The 20,078-nt window shown below is 62.5% G+C and carries 24 protein-coding genes and 2 tRNA genes; 6 read left to right on the forward strand and 20 right to left on the reverse strand.

Annotated elements, in window-relative coordinates; genetic code table 11:
• Window positions 1-51: 51 nt before the first annotated feature.
• From pheS to J0O65_RS17160, 7 genes are all read right to left on the reverse strand, one after another.
• Complete coding sequence (gene pheS, locus J0O65_RS17130) at window positions 52-1,068, reverse strand: phenylalanine--tRNA ligase subunit alpha (protein WP_215408472.1); 1,017 nt, start codon at window positions 1,066-1,068, stop codon at window positions 52-54.
• A gap of 270 nt (window positions 1,069-1,338) precedes the next feature.
• Window positions 1,339-1,698 (reverse strand): 50S ribosomal protein L20, encoded by a 360-nt coding sequence (gene rplT, locus J0O65_RS17135; RefSeq protein ID WP_010399214.1) that lies wholly within the window; start codon window positions 1,696-1,698, stop codon window positions 1,339-1,341.
• 26 nt (window positions 1,699-1,724) lie between these two features.
• Window positions 1,725-1,922, reverse strand: a complete 198-nt coding sequence (gene rpmI / locus J0O65_RS17140; RefSeq protein WP_038493025.1) for a 50S ribosomal protein L35 — start codon at window positions 1,920-1,922, stop codon at window positions 1,725-1,727.
• 227 nt (window positions 1,923-2,149) lie between these two features.
• Entirely contained in the window at window positions 2,150-2,710 is a 561-nt protein-coding gene (gene infC, locus J0O65_RS17145; RefSeq protein WP_205711303.1) for a translation initiation factor IF-3, read from the reverse strand.
• A 12-nt stretch (window positions 2,711-2,722) separates the two neighbouring features.
• A complete protein-coding gene (thrS, locus tag J0O65_RS17150) occupies window positions 2,723-4,630 on the reverse strand; it encodes a threonine--tRNA ligase (RefSeq protein ID WP_215408473.1) in 1,908 nt (635 codons plus the stop codon).
• 213 nt (window positions 4,631-4,843) lie between these two features.
• Window positions 4,844-4,920, reverse strand: a tRNA-Val gene (locus J0O65_RS17155).
• Window positions 4,921-5,000: 80 nt separating this feature from the next.
• Window positions 5,001-5,077: transfer RNA gene (locus tag J0O65_RS17160), tRNA-Val, on the reverse strand.
• A 148-nt stretch (window positions 5,078-5,225) separates the two neighbouring features.
• On the opposite strand from J0O65_RS17160, the gene J0O65_RS17165 reads away from it, so the two are divergent.
• Window positions 5,226-5,690: a hypothetical protein gene (locus tag J0O65_RS17165; RefSeq protein WP_215408474.1), complete on the forward strand. Its 465-nt coding sequence runs from the start codon at window positions 5,226-5,228 to the stop codon at window positions 5,688-5,690.
• 1 nt (window position 5,691) lies between these two features.
• On the opposite strand, the gene J0O65_RS17170 is transcribed toward J0O65_RS17165, so the two are convergent.
• Window positions 5,692-6,804, reverse strand: a complete 1,113-nt coding sequence (locus tag J0O65_RS17170) for an acyltransferase family protein (protein WP_215408475.1) — start codon at window positions 6,802-6,804, stop codon at window positions 5,692-5,694.
• A gap of 139 nt (window positions 6,805-6,943) precedes the next feature.
• Here J0O65_RS17170 and J0O65_RS17175 point away from each other — a divergent pair, with 139 nt between their 5' ends.
• Window positions 6,944-7,906 carry a M14 family metallopeptidase gene (locus tag J0O65_RS17175; protein WP_215408476.1) on the forward strand — a complete coding sequence of 321 codons (963 nt, stop codon included), beginning with the start codon at window positions 6,944-6,946 and terminating at the stop codon, window positions 7,904-7,906.
• Here J0O65_RS17175 and J0O65_RS17180 read toward each other — a convergent pair whose 3' ends face one another.
• Both J0O65_RS17180 and sugE read right to left on the reverse strand, forming a co-directional pair.
• Window positions 7,907-8,236: an SMR family transporter gene (locus J0O65_RS17180; protein ID WP_215408576.1), complete on the reverse strand. Its 330-nt coding sequence runs from the start codon at window positions 8,234-8,236 to the stop codon at window positions 7,907-7,909. It abuts the gene before it with no gap.
• Between the two features lie 23 nt (window positions 8,237-8,259).
• On the reverse strand, window positions 8,260-8,580 hold the full coding sequence (sugE, locus tag J0O65_RS17185) for a quaternary ammonium compound efflux SMR transporter SugE (RefSeq protein WP_101481825.1): 321 nt from the start codon (window positions 8,578-8,580) through the stop codon (window positions 8,260-8,262).
• Window positions 8,581-8,788: 208 nt separating this feature from the next.
• On the opposite strand from sugE, the gene J0O65_RS17190 reads away from it, so the two are divergent.
• From J0O65_RS17190 to J0O65_RS17200, 3 genes are all read left to right on the forward strand, one after another.
• Window positions 8,789-9,151 carry a DUF1304 domain-containing protein gene (locus J0O65_RS17190; protein ID WP_502793572.1) on the forward strand — a complete coding sequence of 121 codons (363 nt, stop codon included), beginning with the start codon at window positions 8,789-8,791 and terminating at the stop codon, window positions 9,149-9,151.
• A 154-nt stretch (window positions 9,152-9,305) separates the two neighbouring features.
• On the forward strand, window positions 9,306-9,602 hold the full coding sequence (locus tag J0O65_RS17195; protein WP_215408478.1) for an ArsR/SmtB family transcription factor: 297 nt from the start codon (window positions 9,306-9,308) through the stop codon (window positions 9,600-9,602).
• Window positions 9,603-9,658: 56 nt separating this feature from the next.
• Window positions 9,659-10,723: an alkene reductase gene (locus tag J0O65_RS17200; RefSeq protein ID WP_215408479.1), complete on the forward strand. Its 1,065-nt coding sequence runs from the start codon at window positions 9,659-9,661 to the stop codon at window positions 10,721-10,723.
• Between the two features lie 124 nt (window positions 10,724-10,847).
• Here the strand turns inward: J0O65_RS17200 and J0O65_RS17205 are convergent, their stop codons facing one another.
• Entirely contained in the window at window positions 10,848-11,069 is a 222-nt protein-coding gene (locus tag J0O65_RS17205) for a hypothetical protein (RefSeq protein ID WP_215408480.1), read from the reverse strand.
• A 248-nt stretch (window positions 11,070-11,317) separates the two neighbouring features.
• Between J0O65_RS17205 and J0O65_RS17210 the strand changes: the two genes are divergently transcribed.
• Entirely contained in the window at window positions 11,318-11,929 is a 612-nt protein-coding gene (locus J0O65_RS17210; protein WP_152250980.1) for a 1-acyl-sn-glycerol-3-phosphate acyltransferase, read from the forward strand.
• On the opposite strand, the gene J0O65_RS17215 is transcribed toward J0O65_RS17210, so the two are convergent.
• From J0O65_RS17215 to J0O65_RS17255, 9 genes are all read right to left on the reverse strand, one after another.
• Window positions 11,926-12,486 (reverse strand): HupE/UreJ family protein, encoded by a 561-nt coding sequence (locus J0O65_RS17215; RefSeq protein WP_251373792.1) that lies wholly within the window; start codon window positions 12,484-12,486, stop codon window positions 11,926-11,928. The genes J0O65_RS17210 and J0O65_RS17215 overlap by 4 nt on opposite strands.
• Window positions 12,483-13,121 (reverse strand): urease accessory protein UreG, encoded by a 639-nt coding sequence (ureG, locus tag J0O65_RS17220; protein ID WP_215408481.1) that lies wholly within the window; start codon window positions 13,119-13,121, stop codon window positions 12,483-12,485. Before ureG ends, J0O65_RS17215 begins: the two co-directional genes overlap by 4 nt.
• A gap of 22 nt (window positions 13,122-13,143) precedes the next feature.
• The gene (locus J0O65_RS17225; protein WP_215408578.1) at window positions 13,144-13,824 is read right to left on the reverse strand and encodes an urease accessory protein UreF; all 681 of its coding nucleotides are present in this window, start codon (window positions 13,822-13,824) and stop codon (window positions 13,144-13,146) included.
• Window positions 13,824-14,348: an urease accessory protein UreE gene (gene ureE / locus J0O65_RS17230; protein ID WP_215408482.1), complete on the reverse strand. Its 525-nt coding sequence runs from the start codon at window positions 14,346-14,348 to the stop codon at window positions 13,824-13,826. Before ureE ends, J0O65_RS17225 begins: the two co-directional genes overlap by 1 nt.
• A 13-nt stretch (window positions 14,349-14,361) precedes the next feature.
• A complete protein-coding gene (ureC, locus tag J0O65_RS17235; protein WP_215408483.1) occupies window positions 14,362-16,062 on the reverse strand; it encodes an urease subunit alpha in 1,701 nt (566 codons plus the stop codon).
• 1 nt (window position 16,063) lies between these two features.
• The gene (locus tag J0O65_RS17240) at window positions 16,064-16,393 is read right to left on the reverse strand and encodes an urease subunit beta (protein WP_035819980.1); all 330 of its coding nucleotides are present in this window, start codon (window positions 16,391-16,393) and stop codon (window positions 16,064-16,066) included.
• 30 nt (window positions 16,394-16,423) lie between these two features.
• Window positions 16,424-16,726 (reverse strand): urease subunit gamma, encoded by a 303-nt coding sequence (locus J0O65_RS17245; protein WP_034751936.1) that lies wholly within the window; start codon window positions 16,724-16,726, stop codon window positions 16,424-16,426.
• A gap of 25 nt (window positions 16,727-16,751) precedes the next feature.
• Window positions 16,752-17,624, reverse strand: a complete 873-nt coding sequence (locus J0O65_RS17250) for an urease accessory protein UreD (protein WP_215408484.1) — start codon at window positions 17,622-17,624, stop codon at window positions 16,752-16,754.
• A 130-nt stretch (window positions 17,625-17,754) separates the two neighbouring features.
• Window positions 17,755-19,959: an EAL domain-containing response regulator gene (locus tag J0O65_RS17255; RefSeq protein WP_215408485.1), complete on the reverse strand. Its 2,205-nt coding sequence runs from the start codon at window positions 19,957-19,959 to the stop codon at window positions 17,755-17,757.
• Between the last annotated feature and the right edge of the window lie 119 nt (window positions 19,960-20,078).

Raw genomic sequence — 20,078 nt, forward strand, 5'->3', positions numbered from 1 at the left:
ACAGCGCGAGCGCACAGGCGCTCAAGCGCCATGAATCAAACGGAACAACGCTTAGTTGAATTGCTTCAGGAACCTTAAATCGCCTTCATAGAACAGGCGCAGGTCGTTGATGCCGTAACGCAGCATCGTCAAGCGTTCCAGGCCGGAGCCGAAAGCAAAACCGATGAATTTCTCGGGATCGAGGCCGAAGTTCTTCACCACGGTCGGATGCACCTGGCCGGCGCCCGACACTTCCAGCCAGCGGCCTTTCAAAGGACCGGAGCCGAAGGCGATGTCGATCTCGGCCGACGGTTCCGTGAACGGGAAGTACGACGGACGGAAGCGCACCTGCAGGTCGTCCGTCTCGAAGAAGGCCTTGACGAAGTTCAGGTACACGCCCTTCAGGTCGGCAAAGCTGATGTCTTCGGCGATCCACAGGCCTTCGACCTGGTGGAACATCGGCGAATGGGTGGCGTCGCTGTCGACGCGGTAGGTGCGGCCCGGCGCGATGACCTTGATCGGCGGCGTGTGCGTGCGCGCATAGCGCACCTGCATCGGGCTGGTGTGCGTGCGCAGCAGCAAAGGCTTGCCATCGGTGTCGTTGCCATCGATGTAGAACGTATCCTGCATGGAACGGGCCGGGTGGTTTTCCGGGCTGTTGAGCGCCGTGAAATTGGTCCAGTCGTTTTCGATTTCGGGGCCGTCGGCCACGTCGAAGCCGATGGAGCGGAAGATTTCCTCGACCCGCTCCCACGTGCGCATCACGGGATGGATGCCGCCGGGCATGCGGCCACGGCCTGGCAGGGTCACGTCGATCGCTTCGGCGTTCAGGCGGCCTTGCATCTGGGCATCGGCCAGCGCATCACGGCGCGCCGTCAGCGCGTCCTCGATCCGCACTTTGACGGCGTTGATCAGGGCGCCCTGCGCCTTGCGCGCATCCGGATCCAGCTTGCCCAGGCCCTTCATCATTTCGGTAATCTGGCCAGTCTTGCCCAGGTAGCGGGCTTTGGCGTTTTCAAGTGCGGCAGCGTCTGCGGCGGCGATAAAGTCAGCCTGGGCCGAGACGACGAGTTCTTCTAGGGAGTTCATGCGGCATTTCCTGTTTTGGACATCAATTCTGGACTCAGTTATCTAAAATCCAATAATCAAAAACGGAAACGGGGCATAAGGTTCACACCCCTGCCCCGCTCTTGATGACAACCGACCTAATCTGCTGCGCGTCGTGATTTACGGTGTGCGATGCTCACCGTACCTCCGTACGGTTGCGCTTCTCGACCGCAACTCCCTTCCGCTCGCGACGATTCTGTCGGTCGCCGTTCTAACGTCACCCTGCGGATGACGTTGTGCAATGACCGATGCTTACGCAGCGATTTTTGCTTTCACTGCGTTGACAATCGCAGCGAATGCTGGCTTGTCCATCACAGCCATATCGGCCAGGACTTTACGGTCCAGTTCGATATTTGCTTTTTTCAAGCCGTTCATGAATACGCTGTACGTTACGCCATGCTCACGGGAAGCGGCGTTGATACGGGCGATCCACAGGCGGCGGAAAACGCGCTTCTTGTTGCGGCGATCGCGGTAAGCGTATTGGCCAGCGCGCATAACTGCTTGCTTGGCAACACGGTATACACGGCTGCGGCGACCACGGTAGCCTTTAGCTTGAACAAGAATCTTCTTATGACGGGCACGAGCTGTAACCCCACGTTTTACTCTAGGCATAGTAACTCCTTAAATTGAGTGTGAGATTAAGCAGTCGGCATCATACGCATGACGGATGTGACATCCGATGCGTTGATGTTACGGGTACCGCGCAACTGACGTTTGTTTTTGGTGGTTTTCTTGGTCAGGATGTGGCGTTTGAACGCGTGACCCGACTTGACTGTTCCACCTGGACGCACGCGAAAACGTTTTTTCGCGGAGCTTTTGGTCTTCATTTTAGGCATAGCAATCTGTCCTCTTACGGACAGCTCCATTTATAACAGGATTGCAGGTGGCAACACGACGCTGCGCTTAGATGCCTGCTTTCACATGTTGTGCAGCGGATGCGAGTCCGCTACAGTTCACGCGGCCCGGACATCACTGGCCGGGCCGCGCAAATTCTGCCTGGGGCTTGACGCCGCGCCAATGCTGGCACGCGCAGTTTCCACCCACAGTAAAACGCTATTGTAACTTACTTCTTCTTCTTAGGCGAAAGAACCATGATCATTTGGCGGCCTTCCATCTTCGGGAACTGCTCGACCTGGCCGTACGGCTCCAGATCGGCTTTCAGACGTTCCAGCATGCGGAAGCCAATATCCTGGTGCGCCATCTCACGACCGCGGAAACGCAAGGTGATCTTGGTTTTATCGCCGTCCTCAAGGAACTTGATGAGATTACGCAACTTGATATTGTAGTCACCATCATCAGTCCCCGGACGGAATTTGACTTCCTTCACGAGGATGATCTTTTGCTTCAATTTGGCTTCGTGAGCTTTCTTTTGCTCCGAATACTTAAATTTGCCGTAGTCCATCAAACGGCACACCGGTGGCTGCGCGGTAGGCGCAATTTCCACCAGGTCGACGTTTGCCTCTTCCGCCAGGCGGAAGGCTTCGGCCAAACTTACGATACCGAGTGGCTCGTTATCGACCCCGCTTAAACGCATTTCAGGGGCAGTGATTTCGCCATTGATGCGATGTGACTTGTCAGTAGCTATTGTAATTTCCTTTAAAAATCTTGTAAGACGGTCGTGCAGCGAGTTTCCTCGTCAGGCCTTGGTGTCGACTTCCTGCTTGAGTCGCTCTATCAGGGCATCGACGGACATGACGCCCAGATCGACATTGCCCCGCGCCCGCACGGCCACTGTATTCGCATCCCGCTCTTTGTCGCCAATCACTAAGATATAAGGCAATTTTTGTACGGAATGTTCACGTATTTTATAGGTAATCTTCTCGTTACGCAAATCAGCCTGTACGCGCAGCCCCGCTTTGCGCAGTTTTGTTGTAACTTCCTGTACATAGTCGGCTTGAGCGTCGGAAATATTCAACACCGACACCTGCACTGGCGACAACCACAGCGGCATGGCGCCCGCATAGTGTTCGATCAGGATGCCGATAAAACGTTCCAGCGACCCGACGATCGCGCGGTGCAGCATGATCGGCACCTGGCGCGTGTTGTCCACGGCCACATATTCGGCGCCCAGGCGGCCCGGCATCGACGGATCGATCTGCACGGTGCCCACTTGCCATGCGCGGCCCAGGCTATCCTTCAGGTGGTATTCGATCTTCGGACCGTAGAACGCACCCTCGCCCGGCAATTCCGTCCATTCCACGCCACAGGCGCGCAGGGCCGAACGCAGGGATTCCTCGGCGAAATCCCACGACTCTTCCGTGCCGATGCGGTTATCCGGGCGCAAGGCCAGCTTCACATCGATGTTCGTGAAGCCGAACGCCGTGTACACATCCATCGCCTGCTGGTGGAAGGCCGTCACTTCGCCGGCGATCTGCTCTTCCAGGCAGAAGATGTGGCCGTCATCCTGCGTGAAGCCGCGCACGCGCATCATGCCATGCAAGGCGCCCGACGGCTCGTTGCGGTGGCATTGGCCGAATTCGCCGTAGCGCAATGGCAGGTCGCGGTAGCTGCGCATGCCGTTGTTGAAAATCTGGATATGGCCAGGGCAATTCATCGGTTTCAGCGCATAGGCGCGGTTTTCCGATTCCGTGATGAACATGTTTTCACGGTAATTATCCCAGTGACCCGTTTTTTCCCACAGGCCACGGTCGAGAATTTGCGGCGCCTTGACTTCCTGGTAGCCATTGACCTGGTACACATTGCGCATGTATTGCTCGACTTGCTGCCAGATCGACCAGCCTTTCGGGTGCCAGAAGATCAGGCCCGGCGCTTCTTCCTGGAAATGGAAGAAATCGAGCTGCTTGCCCAGTTTGCGGTGATCGCGCTTTTCCGCCTCTTCCAGGTTATGCAGGTACAGCTCCTGGTCTTCCTTCCTGGCCCAGGCCGTGCCATAGATACGCTGCAGCATCTCGTTTTTCGAGTCGCCGCGCCAGTAGGCGCCGGCCAGCTTCATCAGCTTGAACACTTTCAGCTTGCCCGTCGATGGCACGTGGGGGCCGCGGCACAAGTCCGTGAACTTGCCTTCGGAATACAGCGACACTTCCTGGTCGGCCGGGATCGAACCGATCAGCTCAGCCTTGTAGGCTTCGCCGATGCCCTTGAAGTAGTCGATGGCTTCGTCGCGCGCGACCACCTTGCGCGTCACCTGCTCGTCCTTCTTGGCCAGTTCGGCCATTTTCTTTTCGATCGCGACCAGGTCTTCCGGCGTGAACGGGCGCTTGTAGGCGAAGTCATAGTAAAAACCGTTGTCGATCACGGGACCGATGGTCACTTGCGCTTCCGGGAACAATTCCTTGACGGCATACGCCAGCAAGTGGGCCGTCGAGTGGCGGATCACTTCCAGGCCATCGGCGTCCTTGTCCGTGACAATCGCCAATTCCGCGTCTTGCTCGATCAAATAGGAGGTGTCGACCAGCTTGCCGTCGACCTTGCCGGCCAAGGCAGCCTTGGCCAGGCCGGTACCAATATTGGCCGCAACCTGGGCCACGGTGACCGGGCCGTCAAATTGACGGGCGGAACCATCGGGAAGTCGGATTGTAAGCATATTGATCTCCATGTCGGCGCTGGCGCCAGGTAAAACTGCAATGTGTGATGGGTAAAATAACTGAAAGGAAAACGCAGACGCAAAAAAACGCGGACTAGCCGCGTTTTTCACTTTCTTGAGACAAAGGAAACCCGTTCGACTAGCGTCACTCCCAAAGCCTGGTAGTAGTTCGCGGTGTCATAACCGGTTTACCCTTTCTCTCTAACTGCATTCTGGTGGGCGGTGAGGAATTCGAATCCCCGACCCCTTGGATGTCGACCAAGTATTCTAACCAGCTGAACTAACCGCCCGTAAAACTTTTGTTGATCATTGTATTTCAAATGACCGCTTGCGGCTTGCGCCAGCTTAAAAACCATCTACTGCAAAATTCTGGTGGGCGGTGAGGAATTCGAATCCCCGACCCCTTGGATGTCGACCAAGTATTCTAACCAGCTGAACTAACCGCCCCGAAGACCAGCATTATAGAGAGGCTTTCCCAGAATGACAAGGGCTGTTTTACAGGAAACTTTAATCTGTTTTTCATCCGCTTCCCGGGCGTCAGCCTTCTTTATATAGAGTCGGCCCGGGGCACGCGGAATGCCGCTAGAATCGGGGCATGAACTCCACCTTATTAACCTGGCTGAAAACCCTGAGCCGCATCTGCGGTTTTGAAACGGCCGACTCCTTCCCGCCCAATCACCCCTATGCGCGCACGCGCTGGGATGCCGCGTATTTCGATATCGCTTCCGACGTGAAACCCGACGAGATCGAGCGGCGCATCTGCGCGGCCATCGCCAACACGCCGAGCGTCTTCGCCTATATCACCAATCCCACGCCGCGCATGCAGCGCGCGCTGCTGAACGTGATCCACGACCGGCTGCGGCGCCAGCCCGGCGCGGGCGCCACGGACCTGGTCTTGTTGTTGATCAATGCCTACGCCAGCGAGCACATCACGGAAGCCGTGCCCGGCCTGCGCGCGCTGATCTACAACACGCAGCATGAAGAGACGAACCTGCGCGTGCATGCCATCCTGGAATTACTGGTGGCCACGCCGCGGGGACTGGACGTGATCGATATGTAGTTCAAACATGGTTGGCGGGCACATGGCGCGCCCGCCAACGCATGAACGGCGTTTCCACCACTCTATATAAGAGCCAGCCCGTGGCGACGCTGACAGCGATACTGGCCAGTATCGCCGGCGCACCGTCGGGCCCGTAGCCAAGGTCTTGCAACCAGGGCCGCAGCAGAATGCACACCTGCTTGTGCAGCAAGTAAATCGCATACGACCACAGGGCCAGGCTGGCCGCGCCCGGCACGCGCAGTTGATACAAAGCACAGGCGGGGCTCAGCGCGGCGACCAGCAATAAGGTAAAACTGGCGGCCAGGGCCGGATAGCCGAATACCGTCACCCAATAGCCGTAGTAATCGGTGAGAAACACATAAAACATCAGCGCCGTGCCCGCGATTCCCGCCAGCAAGGTGCGGTTGCCATGGGATGTCAGGCGCGCCCAGACGGCCGGATGCCAGTTCTTCAGCAAGGCCAGCGCCACGCCCGCCACCAGTTCGTCGAAACGGCACCACGAGGCATAGTAGATATACTTGTAATAGCCGAGGCCGCCGCGCGGCAGGTGCACATACTCATCCCAAAGATACGCGCGCACCAGCATGCCGGCGATAAAGCTGGCGGCCACGGCCAACCACGCCCACAGCAGCGACTTGCGGCAAGCTGCAATCAACAATGCCACGGCCGGCAGCAGCACATAGAACTGCTCTTCCACGCACAGCGACCACGCATGGGAAAACGCCGTCCCCGGCGTCAGATTGATGTTTTGCGTAAAGGTCAGGAATTTCCACAATGGCAGCAGTGGGCTATCGCCGCGAAACGCTGGCCACAAATAATACAGGGCCAGCACGACATAGAAGCTGGGCAAGGTGCGCAGGAAACGGCGCGCATAGAAACGCGGCAAGGAAAAGCCGCGTTCGCTGCGCAAGGCCGCAAAGATCTGGTTGCCGATCAGGTAGCCGCTGAGGGCAAAGAACAGGTCGACGCCGACCCAGCCGATTTCGCCCCAGAAGCCGAACGCCCCGCCGTCGCTGACGAACAGCAAATAATGGTTCATGAAGACGAGCACGATGGCCAGCGCGCGCAGGGTATCGAGGCCGTACAGGCGGGAAGAAGAGGAAGAAAACGACATGGATCTCGGCAAGGAAAAACAACGGTGGCGCCGATCATGCCACGGCGACGCCTGCCATGGCCACATTTTTACGGGCGCGCCGCGGGAATCCCGCTAAAATATGCCGACCCCGCTTTCCCCTCCCTGATACCAATAGGATATGTCCAGCATGAGCAGCGCACTCCATTTCAAATCCATCAACTACACGGGCCAGGGCAGCGGCCCGCGCCTGATCGTCACCGGCGCCGTGCACGGCAATGAAACCTGCGGCACCAAGGGCATCCAGCGCGTGATGGCTGAACTCGACAGCGGCGCCCTCTCGATTCTCGCCGGCAGCGTCACCTTCGTGCCCATCACCAACCCGCTCGCCTACGCCAAGGGCGTGCGCAGCGGCGACCGCAACCTGAACCGCAACCTGTTCCCGAACGACCATCCGCAGGATTTCGAAGACCGCATCGCCAACTGGCTGTGCCCGCTGCTGGGCCAGCACGACGTGCTGCTGGATTTGCACTCGTTCAACGCCGACAGCCAGCCTTTCGTCATGGTCGGACCGCGCAACAACGATGGTCCGCTGCAACCGTTTCAACACGAAGACAAGGAACGCGCGCTGGCGCGCCGCCTGGGCGTGCGCCGCTTCGTCGACGGCTGGCTGCATGCCTACGGCCAGGGTGTGCAGCGCCGCCTGGGCAATAGCGACCAGGTGGGCCTGGTCTTGCGCTATGGCGTGGGCACCACCGAATACATGCGCTCGACGGGCGGCTACGCCCTGACCCTGGAATGCGGCCAGCATGCGGACCCGGCCGCGCCGGATGTGGCCTACCGCGCCATCATGAACACCCTCGCCTTCCTCGGCTTCATCGACGCGCCGCAACCGGAGCCGATCGCCGACGCCGACATGGAAGCGCTGAACATGGTCGTCGTGCACGACAAGCTGCATGCAAGCGACCGCTTCATCAAGACCTGGTCCAGCTTTGACAAGGTCAAACAGGGCGAGCAGATCGGCGTGCGCGCCGATGGCACGCTCGTGACGGCCGAATTCGACGCCTATATCCTGTTTCCGGACGTCAACGCGCAAGCCAATGCCGAGTGGTATTACCTGGCGCGGGTGGCCAGCAGCTTTTGATTAATGTCCGACGGACTTTGAAAACAAATTGATCACTAACACGCCGGCAATGATCAGCCCCAGGCCGATCAAGGCTGGCGTGTCCAGGCTTTGCTTGAACCAGAACCAGCCGACGGCGGAGATGAGCACGATGCCCACGCCGGACCAGATCGCATACACGATGCCGGTAGGAATGACCTTCAGGGTCAGCGACAAGCACCAGAAAGCGATGCCGTAGCCGACCACGGTGATGATGCTGGGCCACAAGCGGCTGAAGCCGTCGGACGCCTTCAAGGCGCTGGTGGCGATCACTTCGGCGATGATGGCGATGGCCAGGTAGAAGTACGTCATGGCGAGGCTCATGCTGGCGTCCTTTATTGGGGGCTGAGCAGCTTCAAGCCCAGGATGCCCGACACGATCAGGGCGATGCAGGCGATGCGCGCGGCGCTGGCCGGCTCGCCCAGCACCATGATGCCGAAGATGGCCGTGCCGACGGTGCCGATGCCCGTCCAGATGGCGTACGCCGTGCCCAGCGGCAAGGTGCGCAAGGCCAGGCCCAGCATCACCACGCTGCCCAGCATGGAAACAGCCGTCAGCGCGGAGGGCACGAGGCGGGTGAAGCCGGCACTGTATTTGAGGCCGATGGCCCAGCCGATTTCCAGCAAACCAGCCAATACTAAAATAATCCACGCCATACATTTCTCCCGAGGCGGCAGGGTCGTCCCCGCCATGCAGCCCCCACATCGAGCGGGGTCGTCCCCACAGGAGCAAAGGGAAAAGTATACCATTGGGTGAAAAGTCTTGCCTCCAGCACATTTTCCTGGTGCGGCCGCTCCCATCGAAAGTTGCCAAAGAACCTGCACATGGCGGCATAATTGCCGTATTCATACACTCTCGGGAACAATGATGCTGCTACTGGCCCAACTCCTTACCGCCCTCATCCTGCTGCTGCACGTGTATATCGTGCTGCTGGAAACCGTGCTGTTCGATGCGCGCGGACGCAAGGTGTTTGGCCTGTCGAAGGAAAAAGCGGAGATCGTGCGTCCCGCCATGTCGAACCAGGGTTGCTACAACGGTTTTCTCGTCGCGGCGCTGGCGCTGGGCTTTTTCCACCCGGACGCGGCCATCGCCCATGCCTTCACCGTGTTCGGCCTGGCTTGCATCGCCGTGGCCGGCGTGTGGGGCGCGGCCACCGTCATGACGCGCATCCTCTACCTGCAAACGGTGCCTGCCGTCATCGCCTTGCTGCTGTTCCACTTCGCCTGATTCCTGCCGGGGCGGCCAGCAGGCCGCCCTCCCCTCCTTGAACAATCCACGCCGCCAGCAGCTTGTGCATTTATATCGTATTATACCGATATTGAAATTCACAAAAGACGATCCATATATCGTCTACAGACGAACATCGATCAGGAGAAACACCATGGACATCGACGCCATCCACAAGGCGCTGGCCAATCCCGTGCGGCGACAGATCCTGCAATGGCTGAAAGAGCCGGAGCAGCATTTTGCCCAGCAAGACCATCCGCTGGAATTCGGCGTTTGCGCCGGATTGATCGACCGCAAGCTGGGCCTGTCGCAATCGACAGTCTCGGCACACCTGGCCACCTTGCAAAAGGCTGGCTTGATTTCCCCCAGAAAAGTCGGGCAGTGGAGCTTCTTCAAGCGCAATGAAGCCACCATCCAGGCTTTTCTGGAGCACATGCAGCATGGTTTGTAGCAGTAGCCCCATCCATATCGCCGTCCGCGGCACTCTCGACAGGAAAAATAGCAATCATGGCAACTTTATTCGACCCCATCACCATTGGCAGCCTGCAACTGAAAAACCGCATCATCATGGCGCCGCTGACGCGTTCGCGCGCCGGCAATCCGGGCCGCGTGCCCAACGCCCTGATGGCCGAGTACTACACGCAGCGCGCCTCGGCCGGCATGATCATTTCGGAAGCGACGGCCGTCACGCCGCAGGGCGTGGGCTATGCCGACACGCCGGGTATCTGGTCCGAGGAGCAGGTGGAAGGCTGGAAACACATCACCAAGGCCGTGCATGACGCAGGCGGCCTGATCGTACTGCAACTATGGCATGTAGGCCGCATTTCCGCCCCCGTCTTCCTCGATGGCGACTTGCCCGTGGCGCCCAGCGCCGTCAAGCCGGCCGGCCACGTGAGCCTGGTGCGACCGAAACAGGAATTCGTCACGCCGCGCGCGCTCGATACGGAAGAAATTCCCGGCATCGTGGCGGCCTACCGCCTGGGCGCCGAAAATGCGAAAAAAGCGGGCTTCGATGGCGTGGAAATCCATGGCGCCAACGGGTACTTGCTCGACCAGTTCCTGCAAGACAGCACCAACTTGCGCACCGATAACTATGGCGGTTCGATTGAAAACCGCGCCCGCTTGATGCTGGAAGTGACGGACGCGTGCATCGAGGTCTGGGGCGCGGACAGGGTCGGCATGCACCTGGCGCCACGCCGCGACGCGCACGACATGGGCGATTCCGACCCGCGCGCCACCTTCGGCTATGTGGCGCGCGAGCTGGGCAAGCGTGGCATCGCCTTCATCTGCGCCCGCGAAGCGCTGGGCGAAGACCGCCTGGGCCCCTACCTGAAGCAGGAATTCGGCGGCGTGTACATTGCCAACGAAAAAATGGACAAGGCGGCGGCCGAAACCCTGCTGGCCAAGGGCGAAGCCGATGCCGTCGCCTTTGGCCTGTGGTTCATCGCCAATCCCGACCTGCCCATCCGCCTGCACCGCGACGCGCCCTTGAATCCGCTGAACCCGGATACCCTGTACGCGCCGGATGCCTCCGGCTACACGGATTATCCGGCACTGGTGGCGCAAGCCTGAACGGCACCCTGAAAGCACGCTGAGCGACACTACGCCGCTCAGCCCTTGGCGGCAGGCGCAACGATACCAACGCAACTGACTGCGTGACGATCGCGGCGTCCGCCGCGGCGCCGCCACTCCCCCTTCAGCGCCATCGGCGCCGTACCGGCCGCGCCGGACGACGCGCCTGCACGCTGCTGAAGACGCGGCGTATCACCTCGACCGGTACCGCGTGCTCGCGCAAATAGGCGGTCGCCACCGTCCGCCCCAGGGTGTGATGGAAAGCGACACCCCGCTCGACGAGCTCGGCCATCACTTTGTCCGTTCGCACATGCTCCCCAGTTACATCGTCGCTGCTGTTTTTCATGCCCTGGCTCCCCGTCCGGTGGATCAACACTGCATCAAGTTTTGACCACACTGTGCGCATTTAGTGCCCGACAGAGTGACAAAGCATCGTTAAAATAGCGGCAGCAAGCACCGCGACACCGCATGAATAGCGGCCTCGGCTGCTTGTCGCCATCGCCAGCCCCGTATAGAATGCCTGCGCAGAATTTTGCTTCAAGGAAAATGGCCACCAGCGCCATCCCATTAGAACAGTGTCACTGAAGGGTATCAATGGACGATTTATTTGTACAAGCGGGCGACTTGCCGACCTGGCACCAGCGCTGCGCGCTGCGCGTGCTGCACCTGTTTGGCTGGCGCATGCGCTTTCGCCCCCTGCCCGGTCCGCGCGGCATCGCCGTCGTCTACCCGCATACCTCGAACTGGGATTTCATGGTGGGCCTGTTCGGCAAATGGGCGCTGTCCCTGCCGTTCCGCTGGCTGGCCAAGGATTCGCTGTTCCGCGGCCCGATGGGCAAGGTGCTGCGCTATCTGGGCGGCGAACCCGTCGACCGCAGCACCACCAGCGGCACCATCGGGCGCCAGGCCGAACGCATGCTGGCCGCCGACTGGTACTGGCTGGCCATCACGCCGGAAGCGACGCGCAGCTACCGGCCGAACTGGAAAAGCGGCTTTTACCACCTGGCCCTGGCGGCCAAGGTGCCCTTGCTGCTGGTCTACATCGACTACCCGAACAAGGTGCTGGGCGTCGTCGACCATTTATATTTGACGGGCGACAAGGAGGCCGACATGGCCGCCATCGCCGCCGTGTATGCGGGCCACCAGGGCTTGCACCCGGAAAAGGCGGCGCCCATCGTGTTGTCCGACAAGCGCCCTGGCGCTTAAGCTAGCCCCAGCAACACCACGCCGGCGGCCGTCAAGGCCACGCCGGCGCCACGCAGCATGCGCTCGGCCAGCACCTGGCCGAGGAAACGCCCTGCACCCAGCAGGACAACCGAGGCCAGCATGAAACCGCATGCGGCCGCTGTTGCCGGCAATTCCTGGCCATGCGCATTGCCATGCGCCAGCGCGAACAGGCCCACCAATCCCATGCCGAGCCAGTTCGGCAAGGCCAGCGCCAGCGCGATGACCAGTCCCACCAGCGCCACAGTGGCGGCGATACCCGTTTCCAGGCCGGGCACCGTCAAGCCCGCCATGCCGGCCAGCGCGCCCAGCAGCATCATGCCGAGGAAAGTGGCCGGCTGGCCCCAGCCGCGGCGCTGCTGGCCGCCCCAGATACCCACGCCCAGCATGGCCAGCAAATGGTCGACACCCGTGAACGGATGGGCGAAGCCGGCCAGGAAGCCGGCGCTCCCGCCGTGACCGGGGTGGGCCATCGCTGGCAGGGCCAGCAGGCACAGCGCCGCCACGGCGGCCGTTTTCTTCATCAGTGTTGCGCTCATTGCAGCTCCTTGCCTGGTTGATCGAGCAAACCTTGCTCGCGGATAAAATCGATGACGAGCTGCACGCCGTCGCCGCTGCGCAGGTTGGTGAACACGAAGGGGCGCTCGCCGCGCATGCGTTTGGCGTCCTGCGCCATCACGTCCAGGTTGGCGCCCACGTAGGGCGCCAGGTCCGTCTTGTTGATAATGAGCAAATCGGAGCGCGTGATGCCGGGCCCGCCCTTGCGCGGGATCTTTTCGCCGCCCGCCACGTCGATCACGTAAATGGTCAAGTCCGACAATTCCGGGCTGAAGGTGGCGGCCAGGTTATCGCCGCCCGATTCGACCAGAATCAAGTCGAGCTCGGGAAAATCGGCCTGCATGCGCGCGATCGCTTCCAGGTTGATCGATGCATCCTCGCGGATGGCCGTGTGCGGGCAGCCGCCCGTTTCCACGCCCATCAGGCGCTCGGCCGGCAAGGCGTCCGCGCGCAGCAGGATTTCCATGTCTTCCTTGGTATAAATATCATTCGTGATGACGGCCATGTCGTAGCGCTCGCGCATGCCCTTGCACAGCATTTCGCACAGGGCCGTCTTGCCCGAGCCGACGGGCCCGCCGATGCCCACGCGCAGCGGATTGGAGGATAGTGAGGTCATGTTTGCTCTCTCATAAAATGATTCAGGAACGGTACAGGCGGCTGTACTGCACTTCGTGCCGCATCGACAGCAGCGACAGGCCGGGCGCCCAGTTGCCCATCTCGTCGTCCTGCAAGGTTTGCGCCGCCAGGGCCGCCGCTTCCAGTTCCGGCCGCAGCGACAGCAGCAGGCGCTGGCCCGCCACCTGCCCCAGCGGCACGGATTTCACGCAGACGAGCACCTGGTTTTCCGCCCACGCGAACAGCATGGCCAGCAGCGCCTCTTCGCGCGGAATCGCCAGCGCCGCCACGGCGCACGCATAGGCCGTGGGCAGGGCCACTTCAGGCTGCCCCTGCAGCATGTCGATCAAGACGCCGTCGGCCACGCCCAGCTCGGCCAGGAGCTTGGTCAGCGAATAGCCCATCTGGATGGTTTCGGCGCGAAATTCCGCCGTGTCGCGCGAGGCGATGAAGCGCTCGCTCCAGCGCGCGACCGCGTGCAGGTCCTGCGCCTCGAACGCCTGCATCAGGCGCCAGCACAGGGGCGCTTCCCAGCGCGCCACCACCTGCGCCAGATGCTGGGCGATCCAGTCCCGCGCCGTGGCCGCGTCCTTCACCAGGCCCGATTCCAGCGCCGCTTCCAGCCCCTGCGAATAGCTGTAGGCGCCGATCGGCAGGGCCGGGCTGGCGAATTGCAGCAGATGCAGCAGGGCCGACGCCTGCATCATGCGGCGCCTGGCACGTCGCCCGGACGGTGGATTTTCTGCCGCAGCGGCACGGGTGCCAGCAAATGCTGGCCGTGGCCGTCGTGATGGCCATGGCCGCCGCCGTACGCGCCCGCCTCCGGCTCGAACGGCGCATCTTCTTCCATGACGCTGGCGTGCAAGCCTTCCAGCATCTCCTTCAGCACCACGTCCTTGCGGATGCGCAAAAAGCCGTCGCCCACCTGCGCCTGCGTGTGGCGGTTCCCCAAATGAAAAGCGCAGCGCAGCAGCGTGTGCGCATCCGCGCAGCGCACCAGGTAGGTCGGCTCGCGCGCGGCGACGATTTGCACCACCTGGCCTTCCGGTCCCGTCATGCGTTCGCCGTCGCGCAGCACCGTGCCGCGCACGGTGAACACGGCGACGTCGTCGCCATTCGACAGCACGGCGCGCAGCCGGCATTTTTCGCGCTGGTCGTAGGGCAGCACCAGTTGAGCAACGGCGGCGCGGTGATCGTCCGCCGCCAGTTTGGTATGCAAAGTGAGCATGCTTGTCTCCCGCTTAGAATAGAAAATAACGCTGCGCCATCGGCAGCACGGCGGCCGCCTCGCACACGAGCAGCTGGCCGTCGGCCCGCACGGCATAGGTTTCCGGGTCCACTTCCATGTGCGGCGTGGCGCCGTTGTGGATCATGTCGGCCTTGCGCAAGCCGCGCATGTTTTTCACGGCGATGACGGATTTATTCAGTTTGAGCTGATGCCCGATATCGAGCTCGCAGGCCGCCTGCGAGACGAAGGTAAACGACTTTTTCAGGCCGCCGCCGAAGGCGCCGAACATCATGCGGTAATGCACGGGCTGCGGCGTGGGAATCGACGCGTTCGGGTCGCCCATCTGCGCGGCGGCGATCATGCCGCCCTTGAGTATCATCGACGGTTTGACGCCGAAGAAGGCCGGCTTCCACAGCACGATATCGGCGATCTTGCCCGCCTCGATCGAGCCCACCACGTGCGATATCCCATGCGTGATGGCCGGGTTGATCGTGTACTTGGCGATGTAGCGCTTGGCGCGGAAGTTGTCGCTGCGCGCCGTGTCGGGCGCCAGCGCGCCCCGCTGCACCTTCATCTTGTGCGCCGTCTGCCAGGTGCGCATGATCACTTCGCCCACGCGCCCCATCGCTTGCGAGTCGGACGACATCATGGAAATGGCGCCGATGTCGTGCAGGATATCTTCGGCGGCGATGGTTTCGCGGCGGATGCGCGACTCGGCGAACGCCACGTCTTCGGCAATGGCCGGGTCCAGGTGGTGGCACACCATCAGCATGTCCAGGTGCTCGTCGAGCGTGTTGACGGTGAAGGGGCGCGTCGGATTCGTCGACGACGGCAGCACGTTGGCCTGCCCCACGGCGGCGATGATGTCGGGCGCATGGCCGCCGCCCGCCCCTTCCGTGTGGAACGTGTGGATGGTGCGGTCCTTGAAGGCGGCCAGCGTATGCTCGAGGAAGCCGCCTTCGTTGAGGGTATCGCTGTGCAGCGCCACCTGGATATCCATGCGGTCGGCCACCGACAGGCAGTTGTCGATGGCGGCCGGCGTGCTGCCCCAGTCCTCATGCAGTTTCAGGCCGATGGCGCCCGCGCGCACCTGCTCTTCCAGCGGCAGCGGCAGGCTGACGTTACCCTTGCCCATGAAGCCCAGGTTCATCGGGAAGGCGTCGGCCGCCGCCAGCATGGCGTGCAAATGCCACGGTCCCGGCGTGCAGGTGGTGGCGGCCGTGCCGACGGCCGGTCCCGTGCCGCCGCCCAGCATGGTGGTCACGCCGCTCATCAACGCTTCCTCGATCTGCTGCGGGCAGATGAAGTGGATATGCGTGTCGACGCCGCCGGCCGTGACGATCAGGCCTTCGCCCGCGATGATCTCGGTCGCGCCGCCGATGGCCAGGGTCACGCCGGGCTGGATGTCCGGGTTGCCCGCCTTGCCGATGCCGAAAATCAGGCCGTTTTTCAGGCCGATGTCGGCCTTCACGATACCCCAGTGGTCGAGGATGACGGCGTTCGTGATGACGGTGTCCATCACCTCTGCCGCGCAGCGCTGCGACTGGCCCATGCCGTCGCGGATCACCTTGCCGCCGCCGAATTTCACCTCTTCGCCATGGATCGCGTAGTCATGCTCGATCTCGATGAACAGTTCCGTGTCGGCCAGGCGGATGCGGTCGCCCTTGGTGGGACCGAACATCTCGGCGTAAGCGCTGCGGGGAATGCTGGCCATCTCAATCCTTTCCCGGTGGGGTGTCTTGCAGTTCGCCCATCACTGCGCCATTGAAGCCATAGACCTTGCGCTCGCCCGCCAGCGCCACCAGTTCCACCGTGCGCTGCTGGCCCGGCTCGAAGCGCACGGCCGTGCCGGCAGTGATGTTCAGGCGCATGCCGTAGGCGCGCCAGCGCTCGAAGGCCAGCGCCGGATTGACCTCGAAAAAGTGAAAGTGCGAGCCGACCTGGATCGGCCGGTCGCCCCGGTTGGCCACCACCACGGTGGCCGTGGCGCGCCCGGCATTCAAGCTGATTTCGCCTTCTTCCAATTGGTATTCGCCTGGGGTCATGAGGGGCTCCTGTCAATGTCGCTTGGTTGGTTACGGTATCGGGTGGTGCACGGTCACCAGCTTGCTGCCATCGGGGAAGGTCGCTTCCACCTGGATGTCGGGGATCATCTCGGCGATGCCGTCCATGACGTCCGCGCGCGAGAGTATTTTCGTACCGTCCGACATCAGCTGCGCCACGGATTTTCCATCGCGCGCGCCTTCCATGATGGCGGCGCTGATCAGGGCCACCGCTTCCGGATAATTCAATTTCAAGCCGCGCGCCAGGCGCCGTTCGGCCAGCAGGGCGGCCGTAAAAATGAGCAGCTTGTCTTTTTCGCGGGGAGTCAGGTCCATGGTTTTCCTTGCGTTTCTTTCCTGATCAAGTGTTCCAGATGCGGGGCACGACGGCGTCGCGTCCCAGCATGGCGGGGCGCAGCAGCCGCCAGGCGGCCAGCATGATGCGGCGCGCCGCCTCGCTGTCGCCGCACAGCAGGCGCACCACCACCAGCGCTTTCATGTGCGTGGCGCCAAACGCGGCACCGGCCGGCACGGCGATCTCGCGCACGGCCGCCAGCACGGCGGCCGATACGGGCGTGCCGACGGCGATCAGGGTGGCGCACACCGTGTGTCCCCCCAATCCCAGCGGGCTGGCCATCAGGGCGCCGCCGCCGGCCAGCTCGCCCTGCTCCCACCACAGCAGCCTGCCGCCGCGGCGGATCTGCACCTGCTGGCCGATGCTGCCCGTGTTGAAGATTTCGCCCGAGGCGCCGCGCCCCAGGCAGACGATGTCGCAGCCGATGTAGCCGGCGTCCGGAGCCAGTTCCACCTCGTGGCGCAGGCGCACGCAAGCCTGGTCGAAGAAGATGCTCTCCTGCGGCAGCCACTCGATGGCCGCGCCCCTGCCCGCGCGCAGCACGAGGTGCTGGCCCGAGACGTGGCCGTTGGCGCGGTACCATTTGGCGGCGCCCGGCGACGTGAGCAAGGCGTGCCCGCCCTCGCCCACCGTGGCGTCGACGGCCAGCTGATCGCCACCCACCACGCCGCCGGGCGGATGGATGATGATGGCGTGGCAAACGGCATCGCCTTCCGGATACAGGGGCTTTTGCACGCGCAAGGGACCGCTGTGCGTGCGCTCGACGAGGCGGCTGACGCCATCGTGCAGCGCAAAGCCCAGGCGCAACTGCGCCTGCCAGGCGCCGTGTGGGCTGGCCGCGGCCTGATTCGGCATGGCTGGATGGGTGCTGTCTGGCATGCGGGACTATCGCGTAAATAAGCGATTACCTAAGCAGGATATGTGCCAGCGCCAGGGAAAGGAAAAGTGAGAATCGTGCACCGCGCCGCAGCGGACGCACCGGCATGGTGCATCCGTTGCGGCGCGACGCTCACGCCAGGGGCAGCGTGCGCCGTTCGCGCAGCAGCGCCGTCAAGGCTTGCGCGGCCAGGGGACGGCTGAAATAATAGCCCTGCATTTCGTCGCAGCCGTGTTCCGTCAGGAAGGCCACCTGCTCGCGCGTTTCGACGCCTTCGGCGATGACGCGCATGTCCAGGTTGTGCGCCAGCGAGATGACGGAACGGGCGATGGCCGCGTCGCTGCTGCTGGTGGTGACGTCGTCGACGAAGGATTTGTCGATTTTCAGCACGTCGATGGGAAAGCGCTTCAGGTAGCCGAGACTGGAATAGCCGGTGCCGAAGTCGTCGAGCGAAATGCCCACGCCGATATCCTTCAGGCGCGTCAGGGCCGCCACCGCCTTGTCCGGGTCGCCCATCACCGTGCTTTCCGTGATCTCGATCCCCAGGCAGGCGGGCGCGATGCCGTATTTGCGCAAGGTCGCCTCGACGAAAGGCACCGTGCGGTCCTGCGCGAACTGTTTGCCGGACAGGTTGACGGCCACCTTGATGCTGCCCAGGCCCGCGTCGTGCCAGGCGCGGATCTGCGCGCAGACGCTTTCCAGCACCCATTCGCCGATGGCCGTGATCGAGCCGTATTCCTCGGCCAGCGCGATGAACAGGCCGGGCGGCACCTTGCCCAGCACCGGATTTTCCCAGCGCAGCAGGGCTTCGGCGCCCAGCATGGCGCCCGTGCGCAAGCACATCTGCGGCTGGTAGTGCACTTCGAATTCATCGCGGCCGATGGCGCCGCGCAGCTGCTGCTGCATCGCCAGGCGGGCGCGGATGTCGCTGCCCATGCGCTCCGTGAAGAAGGCGTAATGGTCGCGCCCCATTTCCTTGGCGCGCACCAGCGCCGTGTCGGCGTGGCGCAGCACGTCGTCGAGGCTGTCGCCGTCGGCCGGGCACATGGCGATGCCGATGCTGGTCGTCAGCGCCAGGCGCTCGCCATCGACGCTGAGCTCTTCGCGCAAGCCGGCCAGGATGGTTTGCGCCAGCGCCAGGGTACGCCCCAGCAGGGCATCGTCCTGCAGCAGGATCTGGAACTCGTCGCCACCCTGGCGCACCACCGTGTCGCCTTCGCGCACGCAGCCGGACAGGAAGCGCGCCACCACCTGCAGCGCCTTGTCGCCCACGGCCTGGCCGTGCGAATCGTTGATGTTCTTGAAGCGGTCCAGGTCCAGGCACATCAGCACCACCTGCTGGCTGTCGCGCACGGCGTTCGCGCGCGCCTGTTCGAAGCGCTCGCGCAGCAGCACGCGGTTCGGCAAGCCCGTCAGCGCGTCGTGGTAGGAGAGGAAATCGATCAGATGCTGTTCGGCCTTGCGCTCGCTGATGTCGAGGAAGACGCCGATGTAGTTGACGACGGCGCCGTCCGGGCCGTGCACGGTGGAGGCGCTGAGCAGGCAGGGATAGGTGTCGCCGCTCTTGCGCCGCGTCTGCACCTCGCCCGACCAGCAGCCGCTGCTGCGCAAGCCCTGGCGCATGGCCTGCAGCACCGCTTCGCCCGTGTGTTCGGCGTGCAGGCGCAGGATGTCCGTGCCCACCACTTCCTGCGCCGCGTAGCCGGTGATGCGCGTAAAGGCGGGATTGGCCGTGACGATGACGCCGGCCGGATCGGTGATCAGGATGGCGTCCTGCGTCGCCTCGAAGACCTGGCCCGACAGGCGCAGCAATTCTTCATTGGCGCGGCGGATCTGCACTTCGCGCGCCAGGGTGCTGGCCACCTGTTCCAGTTCGGCCGTGCGTTCGGCCACGCGCCGCTCCAGGTTGGCGCGCTCCTGCGCCAGTTGCAGCTGCGCCCGCGCCAGGCGCACGTGCGCATCGGTGCGGGCGAGGATTTCCTCGGCCTGGAAGGGCTTGGCGATAAAGTCGACGGCGCCCAGCGCGAAGCCGCGCACCTTGTCGTCCGTATCGTACTGGGCCGACAGGAAGATCACCGGCACCTGGCGCAGGGACGGTATCTCCTTCAGGCGCCGGCACACTTCAAAGCCGTCGAGGCCCGGCATGCGCACGTCGAGCAGGATCAGCTCCGGCGGGCGCGCCTGGGCCGTCCACAGGGCCAGTTCGCCGTTCGGCGCCTGGCGCACCGCATAGCCGGCGCCGCCCAGCAAATCGCTCAACAGCTTCAGCGAAGCCGGCGTATCTTCAACGATCAGTACTTCGCCCCTGGCATTCACTTCGGAAAAATCGCGGTGCATGTAGCAGTTCTCTCAGCTTTGGATGAGGCGCGGCGGTCGGTTGCCGCGCTGGACAAGACATTTCTTTGCGATGAACTACGTACTATCATCATAATCTTTATTGCAATTTAGCACCATCC

Origin of the sequence: Janthinobacterium sp. JC611 (assembly GCF_018682595.1) — a bacterium.
GTDB lineage: Bacteria > Pseudomonadota > Gammaproteobacteria > Burkholderiales > Burkholderiaceae_D > Janthinobacterium.